This is a genomic window from Bdellovibrio bacteriovorus (assembly GCF_041888015.1).
Taxonomy (GTDB): Bacteria; Bdellovibrionota; Bdellovibrionia; order Bdellovibrionales; family Bdellovibrionaceae; genus Bdellovibrio.
In genome coordinates this window covers 103,244-115,542 of record NZ_CP168968.1, presented here as the reverse complement: position 1 = coordinate 115,542, position 12,299 = coordinate 103,244, and the positions used below count along the sequence as shown (strand labels likewise).

The following is a 12,299-nucleotide window of genomic DNA, read 5'->3' as shown; positions in this document are numbered from 1 at the left end:
CTATTTTCCTCTATTGTAATTAAACGGAGACATATAAACTTCTTCACCCAGCTCCACACTCAGAAGCTGACGTACTTTCGGAGCCAAAGCCACTTCGTGGCCACGAATATCCGCTGATGCCAACGAAGCGCGGAAGTCTTCGCTGGTTGTTGCAACCAAGCCCTGCTCTTTATAAGCCGCATCTTTAAATTCTGCGACCTTCAGACGACGACCTTGCGTGATCGGCAATATCTGCGACACATTTGCGCCATAGTGAGGACCGCCATCAAAAGGATCCACCTCATCAAGATAGCTAAAGCCGATGCTTTCCAAAAGATGCTGAGCCGGTTTCGTGGCTTCACCCACGCGGCCCAACACCAGACGGGCTTTGGCATCCAAAAGGCACAGATAAATATCATCCTGTGGGAACAGGCTTTCGATAAACTCTTTGTGCGACTGACTCAAAAGGTCTGCTTCCTGGTAAGGAAGGCCGGTGAATCGGCGACCCAAAGCCTCCCAGAATTCACTGCGCCCTTCATCTGTCAGAGGTGGCGTCAGCTCGCAGAGAACTCGATCCTCAAAACGTTCCGGATAAAGTCCCATGTACAGGAAACGCGCCAGGCTGATTTGTTTACCCAGCTTTTCCGGACGACGGCGATAGGTCTTATCAACAAGAAGTCCTCCGATTTCTGTTGGACCGTCGAAATCCAGCTGAAAGCGCAAAACTTGATGAATAAAGCCCACTCCCAAATCCTGGGAAAAATGATCACGTTTAAAAATTTTGAAATAGCTATGAGGAACTTCGTCGTTCCCGTGCTTTGCCAGAACCAAAGAGCTTCCAACAACCAGCTTTTCTTCCACGTCTTCCAGAACAAACAGATACTCGGACTGTGTTTTGGTCAACTTGCCGGCGAAAGACTGCTCGCTGCGATCAATCTTTTCACCAATTACTTTCTTATCACCCGGCAGGTTCAAAAGATTGAACTGCTTTGCCAGGTCCACCAGTTGACTCAAATCATCGTGTCGTACCGGTCGCACTATAAAACTCATAGACAGAACCTTTCGATGACTCGTTTGTAAAATTCAATAGCCTTATGCAGATCCTCAATCGCGACATGCTCTTGAGGTGTGTGCACATTTCCTTCCCGTCGGCCCGGACCAAAACAGATGCACTCAATCCCCACTCGAGTAAAGATGCTGGCTTCATTCGTCGAAGCCTGAGTGATAGGTTTGTCATCCAGCCCCATGTCGCGCAGCTCATCCAGGCAGCCTTTTGCCAAGATGGAGTTCACTTCAGTACGGAAAGGCTTTTTATAATCATTCACACGGAAGGTCGCCCCGTTGGCTTCACACACCTCACGCAGGCGATTCATCCAGCCTTCATAGATTTCGTGCGTAATCACCGGTGGAATACGGCATGTTCCAGAAATCTGAATGTCCGTTTCGTTGGTGCGAATCAGACCGATGTTCAAAGTCGGAGTACTTGGATAGAAATCATCATCCTTGTAGTCCAAAAACTCCAGCTCCAGCGCCTTGACGGCCCGGTAGATGTTGGCAATCTTGCGCGAAATGGGCTCCAAGATCGGCGTCACCATGTCTATTTCCAGGAAGGCATGACTTGGAACCGTGTTGAAGTTGATTCCCCCGTCCATTTCCATGACATTCACCGAATCCGGCAACATCATCAGATATTCAAACATCTTGGCAATGGCACTTTCCCCCAGATGAGGCATCGAAGAGTGAGCCGCCTTACCACGGAAAATTTTTGACTGCGTCGAAGTACTTTCGCGCAAGTTGTGTTCCTCGCGATAGCGCATTTCTTCATCCGAGAAAGGCACATGGATTTCCACACTGGCAAAACCCTTGGCCGCGTTGATCACCCGCAGATCGCTGGGCTCACCAATCAAGGCCATCTTCGCAGATATCTTGTTTTTGCGAATCAACTTCAGCGCACCCTGCATTCCGGATTCTTCACCAAAAGTTCCGACCAGAACCGGCGGCAGGCGCCAAGTACGATTTCTGCCAAATGAAGCCAAAGCCTCTAGCTTGCACAGAAAATCCAGCTTCACATCGGCAGCGCCCAAACCATAGATTTTTCCATCAATGATATGAGCATCAAATGGATTTGCCCCCGTATCCGTCCACAATGAGAACGGCCCCGGATCCACAGTATCCAAATGAGTTTGCAGCAAGAACTCACCGCTGGGTCTTTCAACTGAAGGACGCGCAATCACATTGGCCTGCTCCAGATCCCCAACGACTTCTTCCTGCTCTTCCACATGCAACCCGCGCTGACGACAGAAAGCGGCCACCCACTTTGACAACTCTCGATTGCCATGAGTGGGCGTACTGTCTATTGCGATCAGCTGACGGCAGGCTTCGATGAAGTCCAACTAGACTCCTTCAAGCAAAGTTTTTTCGATCGCTTTTAATGCGATGTCGATATCAGCATCTTCGATGATCGCCGGCACCAGGAAGCGCGCGCGCACGGGATCTTTACCGCAAGGGAATGCAATCACTCCGTTTTGGAAAAGTTTGTTCAGGAACGCATTCGCGCTTTCCTTTTTCCCATCATGCGGAGTAAACGCAATCATCAGCCCCATACCACCAGCATCTTGTGCGATGCCTTTGCAGGATGTTTCATTCAGGCGATTGATGCCATCAATAAAGCGTCTGTGAATTTGATTGATGCGACCCTGAGGCCCCAGGAAGCCTTCACCCAGCATATCCAGCATTTCCATGCCCGCGCTCAAAGACGGAGTGGAGCCAGAGAAAGTACCTGCAATCAAACCTGGTTTTGGATTGTAGTCTTCCGTGTAAAGAGTCGCACCCACTTGCGCCGTTTTTGCGATGGTGCAGATGTCGATGTACTGGCCGATGTCCAAAGTTTCAAAAGCAAAGTATTCACCCGTGCGCGTGAATGTCTGAACTTCATCCGCCCAGATCGCGATGTTTTTGGATTTACAGAAATCCAAAAGTGGAATGAAGAAGTCACGAGGCGCCGCCTGATAACCACCCTCACCCAGCATCGGCTCAAAACCAAAGACAGAAATGTTGCCTTCGTGTTTTGCCACGTGTTCTTTCATCACGTTCAAAGCTTTTTCGCCGGATTTTGGATCACGCTTATCATAGAACGGCACGCGCAGAACTTCGTGATACTCTGGCAGACCCTGCTTGTAAGCCGGGTTGTCCGTCACTTCTGCCATCATTGTCGAACGACCGGCAAATGCATCCTTAAAGCCCATCACAAAACGTGCTGGAGAATTTTTTTGACGGGAAAGTTTCAGCGCATTTTCATTGGCCATTGTACCGCAAGTTGCAATCCACGCGTACTTCAAGCGACTTTTCTTGCTTGCCAGTTTCACGATTTTTTCCGTAAACAGGCGGTACTCGTTATTTGGTTGCAAGTTCCCTTGAGTCAGAATGTCAGCCAAAGATCCACGAACAGCAGCCGTGATCACACGTGGGTGAGAATGTCCCATCAAGTGAATGCCGATACCGTTGATCAAATCCAATTTGACGCTGCCGTCTTCAAGCTCAACATAAGGGCCGCGACCGGCACCCGTGCCCATGTATGGGTAATGCAAAGGGCGTCCGCGGAATTGACCAGCCAGATCTACTTTTTGTTTTCCAGAATCCTTAAACTCATCCTGAGGCGCGCGAATACCAGTGATCTGTGCGTTCAGTTTCCCAACTTCGCCAACAAGATCCTGAATCATGGATTTGATTTTATCGGATTGCTGTATCTGATGACCTACAAGAGAACTCATAATACCTTTCGCGGGTCCAAGATGAGCCGGACCCATTGTTTTTTTGAAATGCCCGTCTAGTTTACTCCCGGGTCAGGACTAAGACAAGCCACGCCCTAGACATGAAGAGACTTTTATCTGTAAACTTTGAAAGCTATGTCGAACTTAAAAATGCTTTCTGTGTTCTTTCTTTTTCTGATTTTGCCCTCTCTGGGCGCGGCGCAATCTGAAAGCTCCGCAGACTTTTTTAAGCAGGGAACTCAACTTTACGTCGCCAAAGACTACACAAAGGCACAGGAAAGTTTCACAAAAGCTCTTGCGCAAGACCCACACAATGCGACAATTCTGACGAATCTGGCTTTGACCGAATTCCAACTGGATCACAAGCCTCTGTCCGTCGGCCTTTTGCGTAAAGCTTTGCAGACAGAACCAGAACTCCCCACCGCTGTTGCTGGACTTAAGTTTGTTCTGTCACAGATGCAAGTTCGTGAAGTTCCTCGCCAAATCGAAACCTATGAAACCCTGCGCTTGAACCTGCTGCAACCGGTTCCACTAACGGCCTATCTTGTTCTTTCTACTCTGCTTTTCTTTGCTGCAGGCTGGCTGCTTCTGTCCTACACCGGACGTCGTCGCCGCGCCTTGCTAGAGGAAAAAGCCCTGCCTGGATTTCCGACGATTGCAGCCCTTTTGACCGTGGGCTTTGTGATATTTACAGGGCTTCTGACTTTGAAAATTTATGATTCTTCCATCCTGCGCGGCACGATCATCGAAGAGAAAATCGCATTACAGACCGCTCCGGGCGAAAATCAGGTCGCCATTCTGGATCTATTTGGCGGAATGGAAGTCATTGCGCACACCATTCAAGGGGATTGGGTGCAGGTGACTTACCCAGGTTCTCTTACCGGGTGGATTAAAAAATCCTCACTGCTTTTGACGCGTTGACAGCTGGACCTTGGTCAAAATATGATTTACCTCTATGTTGAAAACGCTCCGAGTCATAGTTATTCTCGCGGCCGTGGGAACTCTTGTTTCCTGTGCCTCCACTGAAAAGAACTCCAACACGCCGGAGGGGGCTTTCGCCATTGCGGAAGAGTACGACAAGTCTGAGCGTTTTGAAGAAGCTATCCGCCGTTATACGGAAGTAAAAAACAAATTCCCCTACAGCAACTTCGCCACCAAGGCCGAACTTGCGATCGCGGATGTTTACTACAAGCAAGAATCCTACGCGGAAGCGCAAGTCTCTTACCAGATGTTCAAAGAGCTTCACCCGACAGTTCCGAACTCGGACTATGTTCAGTTCCGCATCGGGATGAGCTACTACAATCAGCTGCCTTCCTCGATTGACCGTGACTTATCTTTGGCCAATGACACGATTCTAAATCTGTCTGATTTGATTAAGAAATATCCAAACTCTGAATACGCAACCGAAGCCAAAGAAAAACGTACGGCTGCGATCAAGATGCTGGCGGAAAAAGAAGAATACATCGCCGACTTCTACTTCAAACGTAAAATCTTCGACAGCGCCTTGGGTCGCTATGAAGGCCTTTACAACAACTTCCGCGGATTGGGTTTTGATGCCAAAGCTCTTTCCCGCGCCAGCATTGCCGCTCACAGAATTGGCGATACGGCGAAAGCAAAGAAGTACGAAGAGATTCTGGCTCGTGACTTCCCTGGAACTCGCGAACTGAAAGCCGCTGAAAAGGAGCTTGAGTAATGAACGCTCTTCATGACGACATGCTGTCTGAAGCCCGTGGATACTTTATCAACGGCAATTATAAGATGGCAGAGCCGATTCTGAACCAAATGCTTCTGCAAAACACCCGCAATCCGGAAGTTTATCAGATGCTGGCGACGATCTTTTACGACAAAGGCCAGTTCAGCAAGGCGATCAAAACTTTCCGCCGTGCTTTGGAAATCGACCCAACGTACACCGATGCCAGTGTGGGCCTGTCCATCATTCTGAATGATCTGGGTAAATACGATGAAGGCAAACAGGTGTTCCTGGATGCTCAATCCCAGTTGGAAAAGAAATCCGGCAAACAAGATCCATTCGTTGACGAAAAGATCGCTTCCAAACACGAAGAGCTGGCGGATCTGTACTACCAATACAAACGCTACAATGAAGCCCTTGAACAACTTCTTAAAGCACAGAAGCTTTCCAGCAGAAAAGCGGAAATCACCATGCGCATTGCTGAAGTTCACGTACAACTGGGCCAGGGTGACCGTGCGATCAAGGATTTAAAGTCCCTGATCCGTGAGTACCCACACCTTATTCCAGCTCGCCTAAAGCTTGGGGCGATCTACTACAATTCAAACAATATTGCTGAAGCGACCGAACAGTGGGAGAATATTCTCATTCGGGACCCACAACATCCCGAGGCTTTGCGCTATTTGAAAATGGCTCAAGCTGCTGGCATAACTTCCATCGATTTGTAGAGGCACACAACATGGCACAACTTAAAGATCAAATGGTTCCATTCCTGACAAGCGAAGAGATTTCTGAACTTGTTTCCAACCTGGCAGAACAAATCGAAGCGGACTATGAAGGAAAAGACATTGTGTTCATCTGCCCCCTGCGCGGCTCCATCCACTTCACAGCGGATCTGATGCGCAAAGTGGATCTTCCTCAACAGGTGGATTTCGTACACGTGCAAGCGGTTGAGCGCGGTGGCGCGATCAAAATCGTCAAAGATATCTCTGTGAATATCGCCGGCAAACATGTGCTTATAGTTGAAGAAATCATCGACACAGGTCGCACTTTGAGCTTCCTCAGAAGCCGCCTGTTTGCTTCAGCTCCTGCATCCTTGAAGATCGTGACTTTGCTGGATAAGCCCGCTCGCCGTGAGTTGCCTATCAAGGCCGACTACATCGGTAAAACAATTGAAGATCGCTATGTCGTTGGTTACGGCATGGACTCTGAAGAGCTTGGCAGAAACTATCCTGATATCTACGCCCTGAAAAACTAATTGCCCCCGGACCCGGTGTGCAAGACAGATTCCATAGATGGATTTTCTATCTGATCCCCCTGACCTTTATGCTCGTAACCCCTTGGATTGCGAGCGAAGCGGGGCTGTGGATCGGTTACGGAAAACATCTGTGGAGCGACTGGCACTTTCTTTATCAAGACAACTTCAGTCTTCTTCCCACTGACAACAACATCACCAGTTCCTGGCTTCCTTCCCTGATCTATTTCGGGCTCTACAAGGTGGGGAATATTTGGGCCGTGGCTCACTTTCACCATCTTTGCCTTTTAGTGCTGCTTTGGCTGATCTACAGAAAGACGCTTTTCACCAGCTCCTGGCCGTGGCGGGTGCAGGATCGTCTGCCGATTTATTTAATGTGGTTGGGTGCCGGAATCTATTTTTCATTCCGACCGAACCTGCTGGCCCTGATTCCCTTCTTGATTGCCTACGAGATTCTGGATTCACACATCCGAACTCAAAAGAGCCTGACGCGTGAAAGCTGGATCAAACTGCTGCTTTTACAGATTGTCTGGGTCAACGTGCATGGCAGCTTTGTGATTCTGCCATTGCTGACCGCCTGGTATCTGCTCCAACGCCGACAAGATCTGCAAAAAAGTGATGTCGCGGGAACAGTTCTTACTGCGGCCGCCTGCCTGATCAATCCGTATGGCTGGAAGATCATTCCCTACGTTCTAAAAACTCAGAACACATCGTCTGCCCACCATATCGAAGAATGGGCATCCGCCTTTTCCTGGGACTATCCCACACAGACAGTGCTCTTTTGGGCTGTTCTGGGGTTCTTCTGCTGGCGGCTGGCGACCTCCAAAGACAAATCCTTGTGGCAGTCCGCCTTCACTCCGTTGTTGTTACTTCCTTTTGCGGGACTGCGCTTAAGTGTCTTTGCTTTTATTGCGTTGCCACTTTTCGTGAAAAGCTGGATGCAACTCTCAACATCAACACCACCAAAATCCAATCCGCCCCAAGGAGACGGACTTTTACCGTTTGCCGTGATTTTGGTTCTGGCCGTTCTGGGCACACCCTATTTGAAAGCTCACTTACCCATGCAGATTCCAGAACGGATTGCGGCCCCTTTTGATCCGGAAAGCGTTTTTAAAATTGCAGATAAAATCAATCAAACCTGTCCGGTACACTGCCCGGTGTACAATGACTTTGCTGTCGGGGGATTCTTACTGATGGCCACCGACAATCCTTTATTGATTGATGGCCGCGTGACACCCTTTACGCCCGAAGCTTGGGTGAAATATCAAGATTTCCTTCTGAAAGAAGATCTGTCGGGGATTTTGAGTATTAAAACGGGGGTTTTTTCGGTGCTTTCAAAACAGCGGTCTGCTTCGTTGATCGACAGACTTAAAAATGCCGGCTTTACAGAACAGCAGTGGGAAAATAGTTACGTTCTTTTATACCGTCCGGAAAGCATCGCGCCTTAGGAAACGACGACGTTCACAACAAAAAGAACAACTACACAAAATGCGTAGAGAAAAACAAGGTGCTTAGGCATGCTGAGAGATCTCCTAAGGCCCAATCTATTCAGTCTTAAGACCTTCGTCAATATTGGACCCCACCAAAGGTTCAGATTTCTGACCTAAGTCTTGCGGCAGGAAAAGCGCTGCCAAAGCCAACATTCCGAAAGAGAACGCCCAAATATCCGGAAGAAACAAAGCCAAAACCATGTGAAACCCCGCCACCAGCAGGACTCCAGCCTTTGGTCGATAGAGCAGTAACGTCGGCAGCAGCACTTGAAGACCCACGATGAGGCTTGAAAAAATCAATACTCCGCCGGGAATTGCCTGCATCCCGGAAACCAGCGCCCCCAAAGGCCCAGAGACCGCTTGCCCCAGATTTTCCAGAACTTTTCCACTCCCAAAATCCTCGAACGCCTTTGCCACGGCGGAAAACAGGTACACCAGCATCAGCTGCCATCTTAGAAACTGCCAGGAAGACCGGGACTTTTCCGGCGGTCGAATTGCCACAGCCCCACACACAATCAGCAACAGAACTTTTTGGTTCATGAACATCTGGGTCAGTCCCATCCCCAGTCCGCAGAAAGCCAACAAAGCCCCCATCCGTCTTTGTCTGGTCAGCAGTAAAAATGCGCCGGCGATCAGAAGTGCCAGCTCAAGGCTTAAGACATTGGTGGAATAAAGAGGAATCCAGCCCGCATGGCGGTAATCAAAGATTGCACCCGTGTGAATTTCCCAGCGATGGTTGAAAAGATCTTCCGTTACACGTGCCAACAAGGCCGCAGACAACAGCAGATAAAACCATGTGAAAGGATCTTTAAGGCTGCTGACAGTTCTGATTTTCAAGAACGAACTCCTTGTCGTCGTACTTCAGCGTCCACGTGGGGGAATCCTGATACTTGCGGCACACAAATGCTGCCAGCTTCAATGCCTGCCCCTGACTCATGGAATAGATATGTGGTGGCAGAACCTTTTGCAGATCCACCTCGGCCCCGTCGTCGCGCAGAATCTGCATTTTCGCGGGATATTCAAAGCGCGAAAACATCTTCCAGCCTGGCAAAAAAGGTGTCAGTGCAGCGACCAATAAATAGACAATCTCGACGGCCAATAAGACCCGGACCCAGCGGTTCATAAATACGAGGATAGTCCAATCCCGAGTGAAGAACACCTGACCTTGGGCCGGATTATGGAAAAAGGAAGCCGGATATTTCGTCAAAGTTTTCGACAACCCCTGATCCCAGCCCGTCCAGAGAGCAAAATCTCACTTTGAGGCAAAGACAAAATAAGCTTCTGTAATCTGTCCTCTAAAGAGAATCCCAAAATTATCCGATATTCTGTCTAAGGAGGAATATCCATGAAGAAGTTTAAGAACTTTTCAAAGAAGCTATTTAAGAATGAATCCGGTCAAGGTGCGACTGAATACATTCTTTTGCTGGTTGTTGTCGTTGCGCTAGTGATGCTGTTTAAGAATCAGATCAAGTCTGCGATGGACAGTAAGCTACAGACTCTTTCCAGTGATATCACAGGCTTCTCTGGTGACTAAGTTCTCCTGAACTCTCTGCTTTTTAGCTGGGAAAAAAGGGGGACCCAATGACTATTGAATATGTGCTTTTAATATTTGCCACCTTCTTCTTTATCCTGAAGGGGTTCATGACTGTTCCGGCTAAGGCCTTCAAAGAATCAGGGCCTCGGTTGGGAGCACGCGTGGAACAACAGCTCATGACAGGAGCGGGGTTTAAGCCTCAAGGTGGCAATCACATTGGCTGGGTGGGTGAATGATCATGAAAAAGACTCTTGGTAACAACAAGGGCCAGTTTCTTATCGAATCCGTCCTGCTGATGACTTTCATGGTGGGAGCGCTGGTGTGGGCCACTGGTCAACTGCGAGAGAATAAGTATCTTGCAAAAATGATCTCAGGCCCATGGCAGAAGGTTTCCGGCATGATCGAAGGTGGCGTGTGGGACACGCCGGACAAAGCCAAAAGCAAACATCCCAACCAATTGAATCGTTCTCTGACGGTAGAGCCAGAGTAAAGGTTCAAAGAGGAAAGAATGGGCGAAACCAAACGCTTTGCAAAAACCTTAAGAAATGAACGCGGGATGATTTCCGCTGAGTTCATTTTTGCCATCGTCATTTCGGTGGGGCTTTGCATTGTCTTTTTCGCACTGAACTTCACTCTGTCCATGGCTGAAGTGGCACAGTATATCGCCTTTTCCGCCTCACGAGCCCATGCTGCGGCTCACGTCGATCAAACCAAACAGGAACAAATGGGCAAAGACAAGTATCTGGCCCTGATCAACAATCCCGTCCTTAAGCCTCTTTTCAACAAACCTGACGGCGGTTGGTTCCAACTTTCTCCACAACTTGAAATTCGCGGTGGTGGCACCGGGAATAACTTCGCTGATGAATACAAGGGCGAAGAGGGCCGCGTGCCCCAAGTCGGTGTGCGCTTTGATTTCAAACCTAAATTGCTAAGTCTGAAGGTCGCCTTCCTGGGTTCCACCAGTGAAGATGACTCCGGTTTCTCGGCCAAAGTCACCGGCTTCCTGATTCGTGAGCCCAGCCGTCAAGAGTGCTGGGAGGGTCAGATTAAAAAGCGCTACTCAGCGCTGCTGGATCTGGACCCGAGGTACAAGGAACTTGGAAATAACACCGGTGACTATATACCGATGGAGGACAACGGATGCTGAAAAAGCAAAAACGTAAATCCTCTTTAAAGAATGAAGAAGGGATGGCTGTTTTGGAGCTCATCCCTATTATCATTGTTATTGTCCTGCTGGTGAATTTCTCTTTGGGATTCTTTGGCGCCATTCACACGGGGATTCTGAATTCCATCGCCTCCAGAAACTATGCTTTTGAAACTTTCCGCAATCGATCGAATCTGAATTACCTCAGTGCGATCAGTTCCGACCCTAACACGCTGAAGTACACCTATAACAAGATAGGCATGCGTGTTCACGGAACCTTGTCAGAAAACGCCAAAGGACAGGACTGGATTGCCAGTGCCCGTCTGATTGACTTCTTCACTTTCCAAAAAAGAGCGGCCGAAGTCACCGGGAACACCAAGGCTGAGCACGAAAAGGTGCGCAATCTTCCCGGGGCAAGAAACGAAGGGGTTGCAGTGAACCCTATATGGATCAAGACAACTTACGGAATTTGCCTTAACGCCGGATGCACGGGCACATAAGAGAAGTAGGACTTTATGGGATCAAACGAAACTAGAAATTTATGGCTTTCGATTGCAGCAGGGGTTTTCGCCACCTTCCTTCTCTACAGCTATTCCCAAGAGAAGAAAGCTGAATACGACAAGCGTTTTGGTTCTACCAAGCGTGTTGTTGTCGCCAAAGAAGATATCGCCGAGATGCAAACTGTTTATGACACCATGGTGGAAACCAAAGAGCTTCCGGCGGACTTCATCCAGCCGGATGCCATCACTGTTCCTGACGAAATTATTGGTAACGTGGCGGCCGTACCAATTCGTAAAGGTCAGATGATCGTAAAAAACAATCTTTTGACTCCCGGCCCGGATACAGGGATTTCCCTGCAGGTGGCTCCAAGCAAACGTGCTGTGACTATTCCTGTGGATGAGGTTCGTGGTGTTGCTAAGCTGATCCGTCCTGGTGATCGTATTGATATCTACGCTGCGGTTGATTCCGGTAAAGGGGTCAATCAGCGCCGTGAGGTCTTCACGATGATGAATGACGTGGTTGTTCTGGCTACGGGTGTAAGTGTTGTTAACAACATTCCACGCATGTTCGAACTGGATTCCACGGGGAAAAATCTGACTCAGATCGCGCTGACGGGTGATACCAAATACACCACCATCACGGTCGAAGCGACCCCCAAGGAAGCTCAGGACTTGTTCTATATTCTTTCCACCGCACCAGGGAATCTGTTCATGGCTTTGAGAAATCCAAGCGACAGAACCATCCCGCCTCGTATGCCAAGCTCCACATCGGACAGCGTACTGGGTAAACCGGTTGTATCCATGGATGCGCCAGCCGCGCCCGCCATTGCGATGCCACCACGACCTATGCCACCAGTTCAACAACAACGAGTTGCACCTCCGCCAGCACAAAGACCACGCGCCAACGGATTTCAAACTTTGTAATGGGTCTGATTTAGGG

The 12,299-nt window shown here is 49.0% G+C and carries 16 protein-coding genes; 11 read left to right on the top strand and 5 right to left on the bottom strand.

What is annotated here, in order from left to right; all coding sequences use genetic code 11:
- From ACES2G_RS00610 to ACES2G_RS00600, 3 genes are read right to left on the bottom strand one after another with little or no spacing between them, the layout of a single operon-like run.
- On the bottom strand, nt 1-1,029 hold the full coding sequence (locus ACES2G_RS00610) for an arginine N-succinyltransferase (protein WP_347357837.1): 1,029 nt from the start codon (nt 1,027-1,029) through the stop codon (nt 1-3).
- Nucleotides 1,026-2,372 carry a M20 family metallopeptidase gene (locus tag ACES2G_RS00605; protein WP_374001003.1) on the bottom strand — a complete coding sequence of 449 codons (1,347 nt, stop codon included), beginning with the start codon at nt 2,370-2,372 and terminating at the stop codon, nt 1,026-1,028. Before ACES2G_RS00605 ends, ACES2G_RS00610 begins: the two co-directional genes overlap by 4 nt.
- Entirely contained in the window at nt 2,373-3,749 is a 1,377-nt protein-coding gene (locus ACES2G_RS00600) for an aminotransferase class III-fold pyridoxal phosphate-dependent enzyme (protein ID WP_374001002.1), read from the bottom strand.
- A gap of 150 nt (nt 3,750-3,899) precedes the next feature.
- Here ACES2G_RS00600 and ACES2G_RS00595 point away from each other — a divergent pair, with 150 nt between their 5' ends.
- From ACES2G_RS00595 to ACES2G_RS00575, 5 genes are read left to right on the top strand one after another with little or no spacing between them, the layout of a single operon-like run.
- On the top strand, nt 3,900-4,670 hold the full coding sequence (locus tag ACES2G_RS00595; protein ID WP_374001918.1) for a hypothetical protein: 771 nt from the start codon (nt 3,900-3,902) through the stop codon (nt 4,668-4,670).
- 34 nt (nt 4,671-4,704) lie between these two features.
- A complete protein-coding gene (locus ACES2G_RS00590; RefSeq protein WP_347357841.1) occupies nt 4,705-5,442 on the top strand; it encodes an outer membrane protein assembly factor BamD in 738 nt (245 codons plus the stop codon).
- Nucleotides 5,442-6,164 carry a lipopolysaccharide assembly protein LapB gene (locus tag ACES2G_RS00585; RefSeq protein ID WP_011162737.1) on the top strand — a complete coding sequence of 241 codons (723 nt, stop codon included), beginning with the start codon at nt 5,442-5,444 and terminating at the stop codon, nt 6,162-6,164. The genes ACES2G_RS00590 and ACES2G_RS00585 overlap by 1 nt, the downstream gene beginning before the upstream one ends.
- Nucleotides 6,165-6,175: 11 nt before the next feature.
- Nucleotides 6,176-6,694 carry a hypoxanthine phosphoribosyltransferase gene (hpt, locus tag ACES2G_RS00580; protein ID WP_347357842.1) on the top strand — a complete coding sequence of 173 codons (519 nt, stop codon included), beginning with the start codon at nt 6,176-6,178 and terminating at the stop codon, nt 6,692-6,694.
- Between the two features lie 17 nt (nt 6,695-6,711).
- A complete protein-coding gene (locus ACES2G_RS00575) occupies nt 6,712-8,139 on the top strand; it encodes a hypothetical protein (RefSeq protein WP_374001001.1) in 1,428 nt (475 codons plus the stop codon).
- A 96-nt stretch (nt 8,140-8,235) separates the two neighbouring features.
- Here ACES2G_RS00575 and ACES2G_RS00570 read toward each other — a convergent pair whose 3' ends face one another.
- Together ACES2G_RS00570 and ACES2G_RS00565 are read right to left on the bottom strand one after the other, a co-directional pair.
- Nucleotides 8,236-9,018 carry a hypothetical protein gene (locus ACES2G_RS00570; RefSeq protein WP_374001000.1) on the bottom strand — a complete coding sequence of 261 codons (783 nt, stop codon included), beginning with the start codon at nt 9,016-9,018 and terminating at the stop codon, nt 8,236-8,238.
- Complete coding sequence (locus tag ACES2G_RS00565; RefSeq protein ID WP_374000999.1) at nt 8,990-9,400, bottom strand: hypothetical protein; 411 nt, start codon at nt 9,398-9,400, stop codon at nt 8,990-8,992. Before ACES2G_RS00565 ends, ACES2G_RS00570 begins: the two co-directional genes overlap by 29 nt.
- 126 nt (nt 9,401-9,526) lie before the next feature.
- On the opposite strand from ACES2G_RS00565, the gene ACES2G_RS00560 reads away from it, so the two are divergent.
- The 6 genes from ACES2G_RS00560 to cpaB are packed head-to-tail and all read left to right on the top strand — an operon-like array spanning nt 9,527 to nt 12,283.
- Entirely contained in the window at nt 9,527-9,715 is a 189-nt protein-coding gene (locus tag ACES2G_RS00560) for a Flp1 family type IVb pilin (RefSeq protein ID WP_262554934.1), read from the top strand.
- 47 nt (nt 9,716-9,762) lie between these two features.
- Nucleotides 9,763-9,951: a hypothetical protein gene (locus ACES2G_RS00555; RefSeq protein WP_262554936.1), complete on the top strand. Its 189-nt coding sequence runs from the start codon at nt 9,763-9,765 to the stop codon at nt 9,949-9,951.
- 2 nt (nt 9,952-9,953) lie between these two features.
- Complete coding sequence (locus ACES2G_RS00550) at nt 9,954-10,205, top strand: hypothetical protein (RefSeq protein WP_347357846.1); 252 nt, start codon at nt 9,954-9,956, stop codon at nt 10,203-10,205.
- Nucleotides 10,206-10,223: 18 nt separating this feature from the next.
- Complete coding sequence (locus ACES2G_RS00545; protein ID WP_374000998.1) at nt 10,224-10,862, top strand: hypothetical protein; 639 nt, start codon at nt 10,224-10,226, stop codon at nt 10,860-10,862.
- Nucleotides 10,856-11,359: a hypothetical protein gene (locus tag ACES2G_RS00540; RefSeq protein WP_347357848.1), complete on the top strand. Its 504-nt coding sequence runs from the start codon at nt 10,856-10,858 to the stop codon at nt 11,357-11,359. The genes ACES2G_RS00545 and ACES2G_RS00540 overlap by 7 nt, the downstream gene beginning before the upstream one ends.
- A 15-nt stretch (nt 11,360-11,374) precedes the next feature.
- A complete protein-coding gene (gene cpaB / locus ACES2G_RS00535; protein WP_347357849.1) occupies nt 11,375-12,283 on the top strand; it encodes a Flp pilus assembly protein CpaB in 909 nt (302 codons plus the stop codon).
- The last annotated feature ends 16 nt before the right edge of the window (nt 12,284-12,299 follow it).